Below are 14,354 nucleotides of genomic sequence, written 5' to 3'. Positions count from 1 at the left end.
GATAGTATTCAATTATCCCAGGATGACGGCGCCCTTTCCCTTCTCCGCCAGGCCCGCCTTGATGCGATAGATGGTGGCGGCAGGCTCCAGCTTGGTCTGCTCGCCGGTGGCCATGTCCTTGCAGGCCACCACGCCGGCATTGATCTCGTCCTCTCCCAGGAAGATGACGTAGGGGATGCCCAGCTTGTCCGCGTAGGAGATCTTCTGCTTGAACTTCTTGTTCTCGCCGTGGATCTGGGCCCGGATGCCGTTCTCCCGGAGCGCCGTGGCGAAGCCGATGGCGGCGGACAGGTCGTCGGTCATGGGCAGAATCAGCACGTCGGCGGGGGCGGTGGGCAGGTCGGGGTTCAGCATGCCCTGCTCACCCAGCACGTAAAACAGCCGGGTCAGGCCGATGGAAATTCCCACGCCGGGCAGCTGCTTGTCGGTGTAATACTCCGCCAGGTTGTCGTAGCGGCCACCGGAGCAGACGGAGCCGATCTCCGGATGGTCCAGCAGAGTGGTTTCGTAGACGGTTCCGGTGTAGTAGTCCAGGCCACGGGCGATGGTCAGGTCTACGGCGAAGTTCTCAGCGGGCACGCCGAAAGCGGCCAGATACTTTACCACGGTGTTCAGCTCCGTGAGGCCCTCGTCAAAGACCTCGTTCCGGCCCTGGTAACCCTCCAGGGCTGCCAGCACCTCCTCGTTGGTGCCGGTGATGGCGATGAACTTGAGAATTTCGCTGGCCTGCTCCTCGGTGAGAGCAATTTCCTCGTCCATGAGGATGGCCTTGACCTTCTCGGGGCCGATCTTGTCCAGCTTGTCCACGGTGCGCATGATGTCGCCGGATTTTTCCGTTAGGCCCAGCATGGCGTAGAAGCCGTTCAGAATCTTCCGGTTGTTGACCCGAATCTGGAACCGCTTCAGGCCCAGGGTGGAGAAGGTCTTGTAGATGATGGAGGGGATCTCCGCCTCGTTGACGATGGACAGCTTGCCGTCGCCGATGATGTCGATGTCCGCCTGATAGAACTCCCGGAAGCGGCCCCGCTGGGCCCGTTCACCCCGGTACACCTTGCCGATCTGATAGCGGCGGAAGGGGAAGGTCAGGTCGTTGTAGTGCAGGGCCACGTATTTCGCCAGGGGAACGGTCAGGTCGAACCGCAGAGCCAGGTCGGCGTCGCCCTTCTGGAAGCGGTAAATTTGTTTTTCCGTCTCGCCGCCGCCCTTTGCCAGCAGCACGTCGCTGGACTCGATGACGGGGGTGTCCAGGGGGGTGAAGCCGTACAGGGAATAGGTGCGGCGCAGCACCTCCATGATGCGCTCCATCTGCTGCTGGGGCGCGGGGAGGAGCTCCATAAAGCCGGACAGCGTCCGGGGGGTCATTTTAGCCATGGTTGTTCTCCTTCTTTCGTTATATGTGGGACCGATATAAAAAGAATGCTCCCGTCCCAAGGCTTTTGGGACGAGAGCGAACATTCGCTTCGTGGTGCCACCCAAATTCAAGGCCTCAAGGGCCTCCTTTGGCCTCCTGTTACGGGGAGGGAGCCGTGGGCGTTTCCGCCTCCGCTCCGCCGCTGTCCTTCGTCCAGTCCGAACAGGGCGCTCTCAGCGCTGCGCCCCTCTCTGAGGATCGGTGCCTGGGTTACTGCTGCGGCATCTTTGCGGTAGATTTACGCACAGATTGTATCCGTTTTTTGCCGAAATGTCAAGCGATGGGACGGGTAGAGGGGTTCACGATGCAGCGCCAGTCCAGATCGCCCCGGGCCAGGCCCAGCACCAGCATCTCGGCGGTGGCGATGTTGCTGGCGAAGGGGATGTTGTTCTGGTCACAGAGACGGGAGATGTAGGAGATCTCTCCAGCCATCTTCTCGTTGTTGGGGTCATTGAAGAACAGCACCAGGTCGAATTCATTGTAGGCGATGCGGGCGCCGATCTGCTGGCTGCCGCCGTGGGCGTAGGACAGGAAGCAGTGGACCTTGAGACCGGTGGCGTCGGCGACCATGTGGCCGGTGGTGTTGGTGGCATAAATATGGTGCTGGGACAGAATGCCCGCGTAGGCAGTGCAGAACTGGACCATCAGGTCCTTCTTGTTATCGTGGGACATGAGAGCGATATTCATCGGAGGGGTCTCCTTTCTTTATTTGATGCGCAGCAGGGGGACTCGTCCGCCCTGCAGGCGTGCGGCGATATTCCGGTAGGCCAGCGCGGCAGGGCTCTGGCTGTTTGCCAGAAGCAGAGGCGTGCCCCGGTTCAGGCTGATCAACAGGGTATCATCCTCCGGCACGACGCCAATGAGGGGCAGACCCGCTTTGTCGATGGCGTCGTCAATGGTGGCGTGCATGCTGCGCAGAAGCTTCTTTCGGACACGGTTCACCACCAGGTGCAGCTTTCCGCTGCCGAAGCGGTCCAGCTCCATGACGGTGTGCTGGGCGTCCCGCAGGGAAGAGGGGTCTGTGGTAGTGACTACCACGGCCCGGTCCGCTGCGGCAGTGGCCAGTAAAAAGCCGGTGCCAAGGCCCGCCGGAGCGTCCAGCAGGCAGAAGTCATATCGCTTCCGTACCTCCGCCAGCAGGTCCGCCATCTGGGTCTCCGTCACGGGACGGCCCCGGGTGCGGACAGGCGCGGTCAGCAGGAACAGTCCCGGCAGCCGGGGGTGCTCCACCACGGCGGACTCCAGAGAGCAGCGCCCCTGGGCCACATCGGAGAAGTCCATCAGGGCCCGGTCGGAGAGACCCAGGGCCAGGTCCAGGTTCCGGAGGCCCACATCGCAGTCCATGCACAGCACCCTGCGCCCCGACAGGGCCAGGGCTTCACCGACACCGGCGGTGAAAGACGTTTTTCCCGTGCCGCCCTTACCGGACACCACAGCGATGCACTGACCCATGGCGGACCTCCTTCCGACCAAAATTGTTTACTAGTCCATGGCACATTATACCATGATTTTCGAAACCGTACAGCCCAAAATGGAAAAATAATCGAATTAAAGGGGGGATTTCTTGATTTTTGCGAAAGCACGGGGGTATTTTTGGGGTGTTTCTTTCATTTTCTGAACAAAAATGACACGGTGGGTGATCTCGGTGCCGGGGATGACGTAATCCTTTACGTCTGTCACCCGGCCCCCCAGTGTGGCAATGGCCTTTTGGGCCTCCGCCAGTTCCGCATCGGAGTCTACGGATTTCATGGACAAGAAGGTGCCGCCTACCTTCACCAGGGGCAGGCAAAGCTCGGAGAGCATCCGCAGGTTGGCCACGGCCCGGGAGGTGACGATGTCAAAGCCCTCCCTGTGCTCTGCGGCAAACTCCTCGGCCCGGGCATGGACGCAGTCCACATCCCCGAAGCCAAAGTCATCACAGACTTCTTTCAGAAAGTCGATGCGTTTGTTCAGGGAATCCAGCAGGGTCAGGCGGATGGAGGGCTCCAGGATACGCAGGGGCATGCCGGGGAACCCGGCCCCGGTGCCCACGTCTGCGACAGTCTTGCCCTGAAAGTCTGTGAGCTTCAGCAAGGCGGCGCAGTCCAGGAAGTGCAGGGTCGCGATGTCCGTCGGTTCCGTGATGGCAGTCAGGTTCATGACCTTGTTTTTCTCCACTAACAGGTCCGCGTAGCGGACCAGGGCGGGGATGCCGTCCCGGGGGAGCCCCAGGGCGGCCAGACCCTCTTGTAGGAGCTGTTCCATTACTTGTTCTTCAGCAGGTCCCGGATCTCTGCCAGCAGTTTCTCCTCAGCGGAAGGCTCGGGAGGAGCGGGGGGCGCGGCAGGGGCCTCTTCCTTCTTGCGGTGCAGGCCGTTGATAAACTTGATCAGGCAGAAAACGGCGAAGGCGATGATGATGAAGTCTAGAATGGTAGCCAGGAAGCTGCCGTACTTGATGGCGACCTCGGTGGCGGGGTCGATCACGCCGTCGGCACCAGCCACGGCGGCCTTCAGGACGATCTTCCAGTTGGAGAAGTCCACACCACCGGTGAGCATGGACACGGCAGGCATGATGACATCGTTGACCAGGGAGGTGGAGATCTTGCCGAAGGCGCCGCCGATGATCACGCCGACAGCCATGTCCATCACGTTGCCGCGGGCGATGAACTGCTTGAATTCTGCCATAAAACCAGATGTTTTAGCCATAAGGTTCATTCCTTTCTGTATATAACATTAAAAATATTACAATACGGAATATTTTGCTTAAGCTGCCGGGGAAGAATTACTTCTTGGGCACCAGCTTGTCCTTACCGCCCATGTAGGGACGCAGGACCTCGGGGATGAGCACGGTGCCATCGGCCTGGAGGTTGTTCTCCAGGAAGGCAATCAGCATGCGAGGAGGCGCCACGCAGGTGTTGTTCAGGGTGTGGCACAGCTGCATCTTGCCGTTCTCGTCCTTGTAGCGGATGCGCAGGCGGCGGGCCTGGGCGTCGCCCAGGTTGGAGCAGGAGCAGACCTCAAAGAACTTCTGCTGGCGGGGAGACCAGGCCTCAATGTCGCAGGACTTGACCTTCAGGTCGGCCAGGTCGCCGGAGCAGCACTCCAGCTGGCGGACGGGAATGTCCAGATTGCGGAACAGCTCCACAGAATAACGCCACAGCTTCTCGTACCAGTCCTTGGACTCCTCGGGCTTACAGACCACGATCATCTCCTGCTTCTCGAACTGGTGGATGCGGTACACGCCGCGCTCCTCGATGCCGTGGGCGCCCTTCTCCTTGCGGAAGCAGGGGGAGTAGGAGGTCAGGGTCTGGGGCAGCTGCTCGGAGGGGATGATCTGGTCGATGAAGCGGCCGATCATGGAGTGCTCGGAGGTGCCGATCAGGTACAGGTCCTCGCCTTCAATCTTGTACATCATGGAGTCCATATCAGTCTGGCTCATGACGCCCTCCACCACGTTGCCGTGAATCATGAAGGGGGGGATGCAGTAGGTGAAGCCCTTGTCGATCATGAAGTCGCGGCCGTAGGCCAGCACGGCCTCGTGCAGCCGGGCGATGTTACCCAGCAGATAGTAGAAGCCATTGCCGGAGACCCGGCCGGCGGCGTCCAGGTCGATGCCGTCAAAGGACTCCATGATCTCGGTGTGGTAGGGGATGGGGAAGTCGGGGGTCTTGGCCTCGCCGAAGCGCTCCACCTCCACGTTGCAGGAGTCATCGGGACCGATGGGCACGGACTCGTCGATGATGTTGGGAATGACCAGCATGATCTTGCGGACCTTCTCGTCCAGCTCGGTCTCGATCTTCTCCAGTTCGGCCAGACGGTCGGCCTGCTCCTTCACCTGAGCCTTGACGGCCTCGGCCTCCTGGAGCTTGCTGGGGTCCTTCTTGGCCTGGCCCATCAGCATGCCGATCTGCTTGGACAGGGTGTTGCGGTTGGAGCGCAGCTGGTCGGCCTCTACGATGGCGGCACGGCGCTTGGTGTCCAGGTCAATGACCTCGTCTACCAGGGGCAGCTTGGCGTCCTGGAACTTTTTCTTGATGTTTTCCTTGACAATGTCGGGATTTTCCCGAACAAAACGAATGTCGAGCATGATGTGGTATCTCCTTTTGTATATCAAATTATAAGAGTTTTGGGGAAATGTTTCACGTGAAACGTCGTCGGCGTAGACTCCATATCCTTCGCTTCCGCGTGCAGCGCGAAAGCTCATACATTCCGTCACGCCTCCTCTCCGACCCGAACCCGCTTCGCTGGGCTTCGGGCCGGGTTAACGGGGGGAATATGCGGGTCAATCGCCCAGGGCCAGGATGGCGGTGACGGCCTCCTTGAACTGGGTGAAACGCTCATAGGGAGCGGTGACAGCGGCGTCTCCGGCAACTTGCTTGGGCAGACTTTCCACGGAGCCGCTGCTCTCCATCTGGCGGATGATGGTCTGGCAGCTTTCATAGTCCTTGTTGCTGTAGGCCTGCTGCAGGCGGTAGAGGTCCGTCATGGCCTCCAGCACCTGGCCTTGCTGGGCCAACTCCTGCTCCTTGGCGGCCAGGGCCTCCTGGGAAGTTTTCTCCTGTTCCTCCAGGGCATCCTCGGCGGCTGCCAGTTCCTCCTGGAGCTCGATGACCTTGTCCTGATAGCTCTGGACCTCCTGCATGGCGGTGACGGAGTTCTGCAGGTCTCCCAGAGCCTCTGTGTTACTGCGCTGATGCATCAGGAAGGACAAGGCCATCAGCAAAAACGCAGCAATGAAGAGGATCATAATATAGATGATCACGGGCTTGCTGCCTGTGGGATTCCCCTTTTTGGATGTCTCAGCATCGGAGGCCTCCGGCTGGGAAGCCTTGTTTTCGTTTTCCAGACTCATGCTTTCGGTCCTTTCCGGGCTTTGCGGACCTTCAGAAGTGCCAGAGCCTCCAGCAGATCGTTCAGGTCGTCCATTCCGTAGTATTCCAATTCAATGCGGCCCTTTTTCCGGCCATTCACAATCTTCACACCCCGGCCCAATCGGGAGGACAGCTCCTTCTGAGCCACGGCGGCGTAGTCCACCTCGTCGGCGGGGGCCTTCTTTTCCGGCTTTTCCCCGACGGACAGACGCTTGGCCAGCGCTTCCGTCTGACGTACGGACAGACCGCCTTCGATTATGGCGTTGGCGGCCTGGACCTGTTGGGCGGGGGAGAGGGGCACCAGCGCCCGGGCGTGACCTGCGGACAGCAGGCCTGCTTCCACCTGGTTCTGAACCGCGGGAGTGAGCTCCAGCAGCCGCAATGCATTGGTGACGGCGCTGCGGGATTTACCCACGCGGTTGGCGGCCTCCTCCTGGGTCATGTGATGCTGGTCGATAAGGGAGCGGTAGCCCGCCGCTTCCTCCATGGGGTTCAGGTCCTCCCGCTGGAGGTTTTCAATCATGGCCAGCTCAGCAGCCTTGCGGTCGTCGGCCTCGATGACGGTGACGGGCACCTCGCTGAGGCCCGCCAGACGGGCGGCCCGCCAGCGGCGCTCGCCGGCAATGATCTGGTAATAGCCGGAGGAGAGCCTGCGGACGGTTAGGGGTTGAATAATGCCGTGCTGCCGGATGGAGTCTGCCAGCTCTGCCAGAGCGGCCTCGTCAAAGAATTTGCGGGGCTGAGCGGAGTTGCTCTCCACCTCGCTGATGGGGAGATACATGGCGCCCTGGGTCTCGGTGTCCATCACATCGTCACCCAGCAGGGCGCCCAGGCCCCGGCCAAGGCCGGAGGGCTTTTTGGATGCCATGGGGATACTCCTTTCAGCGTCACTTGGCCTGACGCTTCAAAAATTCCGCCGCCAGGGCGGTATAGGCCTCCGCACCGCGGGAAGAGCGGTCGTAGGAGGTGATGGGCTTGCCGTGGCTGGGGGCTTCGGACAGCCGGACGTTGCGTGGGATAACGGTGGCGTAGACCTTGCCGGGGAAGTAGTGCTTCACTTCTTCCGCCACCTGCAGGGCCAGATTGGTGCGGCCGTCGAACATGGTGAGCAGAACGCCCTCCAGCTCCAGCCGGGGATTCAGAGACCGGCGCACCAGGCGGACCGTGTTCATCAGGTCCGAGAGACCCTCCAGTGCGAAGTATTCCCCCTGAACCGGCACCAAAATGCCATCGGCGGCGCAGAGGGCGTTGAGGGTCAGCAGCTCCAGGGAGGGCGGGCAGTCGATGAAGATGTAGTCGTACTGGCCCTGGAGGGAGCCCAGAGCGTCCCGCAGGAGGAATTCCCGGCGCTCCATGGTGATCAGCTCGATGCCGGCGCCGGCCAGAGCCTTGTTGGAGGGCAACACGTCGCCGTACCGGGTGCGGACCACCGCATCAGCGGCGGGCACGTCCCCGATGACCACCTCATAAATGCCCTTGGAGACAGTCTTATCCACCCCTATGCCGGAGGTGGCATTGGCCTGGGGGTCAAAGTCGCACAGCAGGACCTGTTTCCCAGCCTCGGTCAGGGCGGCGGCCAGATTGACACAGGTGGTGGTCTTACCGACACCGCCTTTTTGATTGACGATTGCGATGATTTTAGCCACGAAGGCACCTACTTTCCATAGTTAACAGACAAGATATATTATAACAATGTGTCATATGGCTTGCAAGGGCTTCAGGAGAAAAAGCACGAAAAAATTGCGGAGGTTTCACGTGAAACACTGCGGAGTCGGGCCGGGGCAAACAAGAAAAGGACCTGGATGTTTCACGTGAAACATCCAGGTCCTTATATCAACTGAGCAGCAGCCCACTATAGGGAGGGAGGGTCAGAGACAGGTCTCCTTCCGAAGTCTCAAGGACCTGACCGGACAGCAGGTCCTTCGCCCGGTCCCGGGACCAGGGGAGGGTCAGGTGATGGGGCTTGTGGTCGGCGTTGACCACGGTCAGGCAGACCTCCTGGCCGTATTCCCGCTCATAGGCCAGCAGGGGCCCCTCCGCAAAGCGGTAGCGAATGGTGCCTTTCTGCAGGGCGGACCGCTGGTTCCGCAGGCGGCCCAGCAGGGCGAAGCGGGCCTTCAGGGTCTCGTCTTCGTGGCCCCAGGGGTAGGTGCCTCGGTTGAAGGGGTCCTCCCAGCCCTCCATGCCGGCCTCGTCGCCGTAGTAGACAGTGGGGGAGCCGGGGAAGGTGAACAGGATCAGCGCCGCCAGCTCCACCAGAGCCAGGCCTTTTTCCCGCTCTTTGGGGGAGAGACGGTATACCGCACGCTTCTCACGGTCCTTGGGCATTTTGTGTGCGCCCAGCACCGTCAGGATGCGGGGGGTGTCGTGGGTGCCCAGGAAGTTCATGGCGGAGTTGAAAGCGTCCGGGGGATAGTTCTCCCGCAGGGTCTCCATGGCTTCGGCAAAGACAGCAGCGTCGCCTCCACGCAGATAGTCCAACAGGGCTGTTCGGAAGGGGTAGTTCATGACGCCGTGGAGCTCGTGACCCAGCAGGTATTTCCGCCGCTGGTCATAGGCCACCTTAGTGGAAGCATCTTCCCAGACTTCGCCCAGGATGAAGGCCTCCGGGTCAGTCTTCACTGCAGTGGCCCGGAGCTTTTCAATGAACCAGTCCGGCAGCTCGTCCGCCACGTCCAGCCGCCAGCCGGAGATGCCCGCCCGGAGCCAGTGGCGGATAATGGAGTCCTCATCCTCAATGATATAGTTTACATAATCCGGATGTTCCTCCCGGACGGCGGGTAGGGTGCGGATGCCCCACCAGGACTCGTAATCATCAGGCCAGTGATGGAAAGAAAACCAGTTGTAGTAGGGGCTCTCCTGGCTCTGGGCGGCGCCCAGAGTGGGGTAGAAGCCGTCGGCGTTGAAGTAGCGGCTCTGGGAGCCGGTATGGTTGAACACGCCGTCCAGCATGACCCGGATGCCCCGCTGCCTGGCCTGGGCGCAGAGGGTCCGCAGGTCCTCCTCCGTGCCCAGCATGGGGTCCACCCTGGAGTAGTCCGCCGTGTTGTAGCGGTGGTTGGAGGCCGCCTCAAAAATTGGGTTCAGATACAGGGTGGTGACGCCCAGCTCCGCAAAATCATCCAGCTTGGCAGTGATGCCTGCCAGAGAGCCGCCGAAAAAGTCCCGGTTTCGCACCTCACCGTCCGGATCGGGTTTCCAGACGGGGGCGTCGCCCCAGTCCTCATGGACCCAGCGGTCGCCCACCATCCCGGTGGGGTCTGGGATGGACAGCCGGTGGAATCGGTCTGGGAAGATCTGATACGTTACCCCGGCGCCGAACCAGGCGGGGGTATAGGTTTTCTCATAGACCGTCAGCTGCCAGGGGTCCACCTGGCCGTCGCTGCGGTAGCCGGTCTTGTCCAGATCGCATCCGGTTCCATCCTCCCGCCAGAAGCGGAAGTGATACCAGACCAGATCGGGACTCTTCGGGGCGCTGATCTCACCGGTAAAGGAGAGACGGCCGTCTTCCTCCGCCGGACCGGCCAAAGTTAGCTCGGTCTCGCGGGATATCCCGGAGAATTCCGCGCGCAGCACCAGGGCGCAGTGGGTGAAGCCCTCCGCTGCCAGGGGACGGCAGCGGAAAGTCACGGTCTGGCCGCAGGTGACGGCGCCGAAAGGCGTTTTGAACAGGGGATAGCGGGAATCAAAAACAAACGGTTCACTCATGGATGGGGAGCTCCTTGTGTTGGTTTGATGGAACAGTGAGAACTGGAAACGTTTCCAGAAAGCTGCGCACCGCAAGGCGGTGAAAGCCGGAGTCGGTTACGGCAGCAGCTGGTTTTCGGGCAGGGTGGCAGTGCCGATCTCGTCGGCGGTGAAGTAGGCGTTGAGAATCTTCACGGCGGTGGAGGCCAGAGCTGCGCCCGCGCCGCCCTTTTCAATGACGATGGACACCACGATCTCCGGCTCCTCATAAGGAGCGAAGCACACGAACACGCCGTTGTTGGTCTGCTTGCCGCCCAGCTGGGCGGTGCCGGTCTTGGCGCCCGCGGACACCACGCAGTCCTTGAAATAGCTGTAGACCATGCCGCCGGGCTGGGTATAGCCCAGCATGCCCTTCTTTACGGCCTCCAGGGTGGAGTCATGGATCTCTACCGTGCGGTCGGGGCTGGTATCGCCCAGGGCCAGGACCTCCGAGTTGTCGTAGGTCTTGACGGCCTTCAGCAGATGGGCCTGGCAGTGCTTGCCGCCGGAGACCAGGGTAGCGATGTAGTTGGCCAGCTGCAGGGGCGTGTACTCCTGGTTGGCCTGGCCGTAGGCCGCCCAGGGGGCATAGTTGTGGCCCGTCTCATTCTCGGGAAGGGTGCCGGCGTTATCGCCGATCTCGATGCCGGTGTGCTCTCCCAGGCCAAAGGCAGTCAGGTATTCCCGCAGGATATCCATGCCCATGCGGTAGCCCATTTCCGCGAAGAAGTAGTTGCAGGAGTTGGTGATGGCCTGGATCACGTTGATCAGACCGTGACCGGACCGGAACCAGCACCAGGTGCCGCTGCCGGTGGGGTCGTTGGGATAGGACCACCAGCCCGTGTCCCGGATTTTTTCCGCCAAGGTGGTGGCGCCGGATTCCAGGGCCGCCACGGCGGTCAGGGGCTTCAATGTGGAGCCGGGGGCGTAGGGATAGGAGGTGGCCCGGTTCTGGAAGGGCTTGGCGGGGTCCGCGGCCAGCTGAGCGTAGACAGCCGACTGGCGGTAGGTGGACAGGTCATAGGTGGGATAGGAGGCCAGGGCCAGAATTTCTCCGGTGCCCACCTTCTCTACCACGGCGGCGGCTCCACGGTCATCCCGGCCGTCCTCCAGATTCATGCTGGTGACGGTCTCCGCCAGGGCGTCCTCCACCACCTGCTGGAGTTCCAGGTCAATGGTCAGCTCCACAGTGGCGCCGGGTTTTGGCTCAACTGCATAATACTCACCGGTGATTTTTCCCTCGCTGTTGGTGGACACCACCCGCTTGCCGTCCTTGCCCCGGAGATATTCCTCAAAGGCGGACTCCACGCCGGATTTGCCCACAGTGGCGTCTCCCGGATAGTCGGCGTACAGGGGGTTGGTCATGTCCTCCGCGTACAGGGGTCCCACGGTGCCCAGAATGTGGGCGGCGTAGGAGGTCTCATATTTGCGGACGGAGGAGTTGGAGATTCTGGCGCCGGCATAGCCGCCGTCGGTGATGACGGAGATCAGTTCGATGTCGATATCCTCTGCCAGCACATAGTCGGTATAGCCGTTCAGTCGCCGCAGTGCCAGTTCATAGCGGACGCCCAGCACCTGCCGGGTGTCCTTCTGGGAGAAATGGGAGGGGAGCTTCATCTCCTTCCCCATCAGTTCCAGCAGCCTGGCGGGGGTGAGCCCCGCGGCGTTCAGCAGCTGGCTGGTAAAGGCGGAGAGGGGAAGCTGCTTCAACAGCGCCTTGCCCTGAGTCTCCGGAGATTGAGTGGTGCTGCTGTTCTCCGCTTTGGACGAGGCGGTTCCGTCGCCGTTTTCCTCCTCCGGCACCTCCGCCAGCTCCGGGTGTTCCAGCAGATAGGCGCCCAGCAGGCTGCTGGCCTCCTTCAGGGAAAGCAGATAGGTGCGGAACCGGCTCCGCTGGGTATCGGACATGGCCTCCAGCTTGTATAGGTAAGGCGCGGTGGTGGAGATGGGCAGGTTGTCCGCCCAGGTCAGGCCTTCCTCCCGGCACAGCTCCAGCAGCCGCAGAATGGCTTCGTTCTGGTCCTGGCCCTCTTTCAGCAGACTGGTGTCAAAGGTCAGGTCGTAAACAGAATCATTGGATACCAGGGTGCGGCCCTTGCGGTCCGTAATGATGCCGCGGGAGGCGTTGATGGTCTCCTCCGTGGCAATGGAATGCAGGGACTGGGCCAGATAGTTCTCGTGCTGAAGGACCTGGGTGTTGTACAGCACGCCCAGGTAAACCAGCAGCACAGCCGCCAGAAAGCCCGCCAATGCCAGCAGGCGAGGGGTTCGGGAATCTTTCATGGGATCTCCTCTTAATCATACATGTGGACCTTGCGGGCCACGGCGCGGTAGAGAAACGCTGTGGGAATGCTCAGGGGCAGGGTGACGCACAGCTCCCGCAGCAGCAGGAACAGCCCCGCCTTCCAGGCGCCATGGCCTGTGACCCACAGCAGAAAGCAGCGGAACAGGTCCGTCAGGCAGAAGGCCATGAGGCTCACTGCCAGGGAGCAGAAAAAGCCGGCGGGCAGGACTCTCTGGGCCAGCAGGGAGGAACAGAGTCCGATCACGGGAAAGACCAAGGTGTAAAAACAGGGGATGGACCCCGGCAGCAGAGCATCGCACACCACGCCCACGCACAGGGCGAAGATTGCAGCGGGAGCAGGGGCCTCGTAGGTAGCGGGGATGGCTGCCAGCAGGGGATAGACAAAGGGGATGACCCCCCAGATGGTGACGCGCTGAAACAGCGCCCCCTGCAGCAGGAAGCACAGCGCCGTGGCGGCGGCGTACAGAGTCCACTTGAAAATGACTTCATTGCGTGCCAGCACGGCGGCACCTCCTTTCCAAAGACTGAGAAGCCCCGGGTCAGGTGCCCGGGTCAAAGGAGCGGATCACAAAGACCTCCGTCAGCTGGTCAAAGTTCACGGCGGGAGTCAGGATGGCATAGGAATCGGAGCCGGAGGGGTCCATCTGGACCTTCTCCACGGAGCCGATCACCAGCCCCTGGGGATAGAAGCCGCCCAGACCGCTGGTGATGACCAGGTCGCCGCCCAGCAGGCTGGCGTCGGCGGGCAGCAGGTTCAGCCGCAGGCGCCCCTCCTGCATCAGGGAGAAATCGCCCTGGGCCAGCCCCAGGTCGCCGGTGCGGAACACCTGGGCGCCCAGAGAGGTATCCGTATCCACCAGCGTCAGGATGGTGGCCCAGTTGGTGCCCACCTCGTGGATGATGCCCACCAGGGCGCCGGTCTCGTCCATGACGCAGTCGCCTACCTCCAGGCCGCTGGAGGTGCCCTTGTTGATGGTGAGGGAGGAGGTCCAGTTGGTGACGGCATGCTCCGTCACCATGGCCTGCTGCAGGTCGCCGGTCAGGTCCGGCCGCCGGTCCTGGAGCCCCAGCAGCTCTTTCAGACGGCCGTTTTCCGCGCTGTCCTCCCGGGCCTGGCGGATCTCCGCCTCCATCTCCGCGATCTTGCGCCGCAGGGTGGCGTTTTCCTCCTCCAGGGCCGTGGTGTCCTGGTAGTGCTTCTGGAAGTCATTGAACCAGTCCGCCACCGCCGTATAGGCGGCCCGGAAGGGGGAGGCGAGCACGTTGGCCGCGTTGGCCAGGGGAGAGGAGGTGTAGCTGAACACGGACAGCAGTGTCAGCGCCACGGCGATGACCGCCGCGGCGAACAAAACCCATAATCCGTTGTTTTTCAGGAAATTTTTCAAGAAAAAGCCTCCAATTACAGAAGGTTGACACCAAATTGCGCCAGCATCCGGCTCAGGCGCAGCACCGGCAGGCCCATGACGTTGAAGAAGTCGCCGTTGAGCTTCTCCACCAGTAGGGCGCCCTTGCCCTGAACGCCGTAGGACCCGGCCTTGTCCATGGGCTCCCCGGTGGCGATATAGGCCCGCAGCTCTGCCTCCGTGGCGGAGCGGAAGTAGACCTCGGTGGTCTCGCTCTCTGTCAGGCTCCGGTCTCCCTGCCGGACGGTGACGCCGGTGCAGACGGTGTGGTGCCGGCCCTGGAGGGCGGTCAGCATCCGCAGGGCGTCCGCCTCGTCAGCGGGCTTGCCCAGACGCTGGTCGTCCAGAAACACCATGGTGTCGGCGGTGATGACGATCTCGTCGGGGGTGCACAGCTTTGCGGCGGCATCCGCCTTTTCCCGGGAGATATATTCCACGATCTGTTGGGGCGTCAGACCGGCGGGATAATCCTCATTCGCCTCCGGCACCCGGATATCAAAGTCCGTGATGCCGATGCGCTGCAATAATTCCTGCCGCCGGGGAGACCCGGAGGCCAGTACGATCCTTGCCATGATATAACGACCTTCCTGCGCCAGATAGCGCCTCAAGTTTCACCAGACCTCCGCGCAGGAAGGTCCTTTGCCATCATTTGCGGCT

14 protein-coding genes are annotated in these 14,354 nt (G+C 61.6%); all 14 read right to left on the bottom strand.

Annotation, left to right across the window (positions count from 1 at the left end):
* Positions 1 to 12: 12 nt before the first annotated feature.
* The 14 genes from hisS to JQM66_RS03815 all read right to left on the bottom strand — a co-directional run bounded on the left by hisS (position 13) and on the right by JQM66_RS03815 (position 14,269).
* Positions 13 to 1,371 carry a histidine--tRNA ligase gene (gene hisS, locus JQM66_RS03880; protein ID WP_235228498.1) on the bottom strand — a complete coding sequence of 453 codons (1,359 nt, stop codon included), beginning with the start codon at positions 1,369 to 1,371 and terminating at the stop codon, positions 13 to 15.
* A 313-nt stretch (positions 1,372 to 1,684) separates the two neighbouring features.
* Complete coding sequence (locus tag JQM66_RS03875; protein ID WP_235228497.1) at positions 1,685 to 2,098, bottom strand: methylglyoxal synthase; 414 nt, start codon at positions 2,096 to 2,098, stop codon at positions 1,685 to 1,687.
* A gap of 18 nt (positions 2,099 to 2,116) precedes the next feature.
* Positions 2,117 to 2,863, bottom strand: a complete 747-nt coding sequence (gene minD, locus JQM66_RS03870; RefSeq protein WP_235228496.1) for a septum site-determining protein MinD — start codon at positions 2,861 to 2,863, stop codon at positions 2,117 to 2,119.
* A 96-nt stretch (positions 2,864 to 2,959) separates the two neighbouring features.
* Positions 2,960 to 3,655, bottom strand: a complete 696-nt coding sequence (gene rsmG, locus JQM66_RS03865; protein ID WP_235228495.1) for a 16S rRNA (guanine(527)-N(7))-methyltransferase RsmG — start codon at positions 3,653 to 3,655, stop codon at positions 2,960 to 2,962.
* Entirely contained in the window at positions 3,655 to 4,107 is a 453-nt protein-coding gene (mscL, locus tag JQM66_RS03860) for a large-conductance mechanosensitive channel protein MscL (RefSeq protein WP_456238717.1), read from the bottom strand. Before mscL ends, rsmG begins: the two co-directional genes overlap by 1 nt.
* Positions 4,108 to 4,174: 67 nt before the next feature.
* The gene (gene serS, locus JQM66_RS03855; RefSeq protein WP_235228493.1) at positions 4,175 to 5,479 is read right to left on the bottom strand and encodes a serine--tRNA ligase; all 1,305 of its coding nucleotides are present in this window, start codon (positions 5,477 to 5,479) and stop codon (positions 4,175 to 4,177) included.
* Positions 5,480 to 5,674: 195 nt separating this feature from the next.
* Entirely contained in the window at positions 5,675 to 6,244 is a 570-nt protein-coding gene (locus JQM66_RS03850; protein ID WP_235228492.1) for a hypothetical protein, read from the bottom strand.
* The gene (locus JQM66_RS03845) at positions 6,241 to 7,131 is read right to left on the bottom strand and encodes a ParB/RepB/Spo0J family partition protein (RefSeq protein WP_235228491.1); all 891 of its coding nucleotides are present in this window, start codon (positions 7,129 to 7,131) and stop codon (positions 6,241 to 6,243) included. Before JQM66_RS03845 ends, JQM66_RS03850 begins: the two co-directional genes overlap by 4 nt.
* Positions 7,132 to 7,150: 19 nt before the next feature.
* Entirely contained in the window at positions 7,151 to 7,909 is a 759-nt protein-coding gene (locus tag JQM66_RS03840) for a ParA family protein (RefSeq protein WP_235228490.1), read from the bottom strand.
* Between the two features lie 187 nt (positions 7,910 to 8,096).
* Entirely contained in the window at positions 8,097 to 9,971 is a 1,875-nt protein-coding gene (locus JQM66_RS03835; protein WP_235228489.1) for a glycoside hydrolase family 13 protein, read from the bottom strand.
* Between the two features lie 96 nt (positions 9,972 to 10,067).
* Positions 10,068 to 12,272, bottom strand: a complete 2,205-nt coding sequence (locus JQM66_RS03830; RefSeq protein WP_235228488.1) for a penicillin-binding transpeptidase domain-containing protein — start codon at positions 12,270 to 12,272, stop codon at positions 10,068 to 10,070.
* Between the two features lie 11 nt (positions 12,273 to 12,283).
* Positions 12,284 to 12,796 (bottom strand): hypothetical protein, encoded by a 513-nt coding sequence (locus JQM66_RS03825; RefSeq protein WP_235228487.1) that lies wholly within the window; start codon positions 12,794 to 12,796, stop codon positions 12,284 to 12,286.
* Positions 12,797 to 12,833: 37 nt separating this feature from the next.
* The gene (mreC, locus tag JQM66_RS03820) at positions 12,834 to 13,679 is read right to left on the bottom strand and encodes a rod shape-determining protein MreC (RefSeq protein ID WP_235228486.1); all 846 of its coding nucleotides are present in this window, start codon (positions 13,677 to 13,679) and stop codon (positions 12,834 to 12,836) included.
* A 14-nt stretch (positions 13,680 to 13,693) separates the two neighbouring features.
* Complete coding sequence (locus tag JQM66_RS03815) at positions 13,694 to 14,269, bottom strand: Maf family protein (protein WP_235228485.1); 576 nt, start codon at positions 14,267 to 14,269, stop codon at positions 13,694 to 13,696.
* Between the last annotated feature and the right edge of the window lie 85 nt (positions 14,270 to 14,354).

The organism is Oscillibacter valericigenes, assembly GCF_021531915.1.
GTDB classification, from domain to species: Bacteria; Bacillota; Clostridia; order Oscillospirales; family Oscillospiraceae; genus Oscillibacter; species Oscillibacter valericigenes_A.
Note: the sequence above shows the minus strand (reverse complement) of the source record. Positions and strands in the feature narration are given on the sequence as shown.

Excerpts from the sequence above, each read along its gene's own strand:
- hisS (WP_235228498.1), bottom strand. The coding sequence starts at position 1,371 with ATGGCTAAAATGACCCCCCGGACGCTGTCCGGCTTTATGGAGCTCCTC.
- JQM66_RS03875 (WP_235228497.1), bottom strand. The coding sequence starts at position 2,098 with ATGAATATCGCTCTCATGTCCCACGATAACAAGAAGGACCTGATGGTC.
- minD (WP_235228496.1), bottom strand. The coding sequence starts at position 2,863 with ATGGGTCAGTGCATCGCTGTGGTGTCCGGTAAGGGCGGCACGGGAAAA.
- rsmG (WP_235228495.1), bottom strand. The coding sequence starts at position 3,655 with ATGGAACAGCTCCTACAAGAGGGTCTGGCCGCCCTGGGGCTCCCCCGG.
- mscL (WP_456238717.1), bottom strand. The coding sequence starts at position 4,107 with ATGAACCTTATGGCTAAAACATCTGGTTTTATGGCAGAATTCAAGCAG.
- serS (WP_235228493.1), bottom strand. The coding sequence starts at position 5,479 with ATGCTCGACATTCGTTTTGTTCGGGAAAATCCCGACATTGTCAAGGAA.
- JQM66_RS03850 (WP_235228492.1), bottom strand. The coding sequence starts at position 6,244 with ATGAGTCTGGAAAACGAAAACAAGGCTTCCCAGCCGGAGGCCTCCGAT.
- JQM66_RS03845 (WP_235228491.1), bottom strand. The coding sequence starts at position 7,131 with ATGGCATCCAAAAAGCCCTCCGGCCTTGGCCGGGGCCTGGGCGCCCTG.
- JQM66_RS03835 (WP_235228489.1), bottom strand. The coding sequence starts at position 9,971 with ATGAGTGAACCGTTTGTTTTTGATTCCCGCTATCCCCTGTTCAAAACG.
- JQM66_RS03830 (WP_235228488.1), bottom strand. The coding sequence starts at position 12,272 with ATGAAAGATTCCCGAACCCCTCGCCTGCTGGCATTGGCGGGCTTTCTG.
- JQM66_RS03815 (WP_235228485.1), bottom strand. The coding sequence starts at position 14,269 with ATGGCAAGGATCGTACTGGCCTCCGGGTCTCCCCGGCGGCAGGAATTA.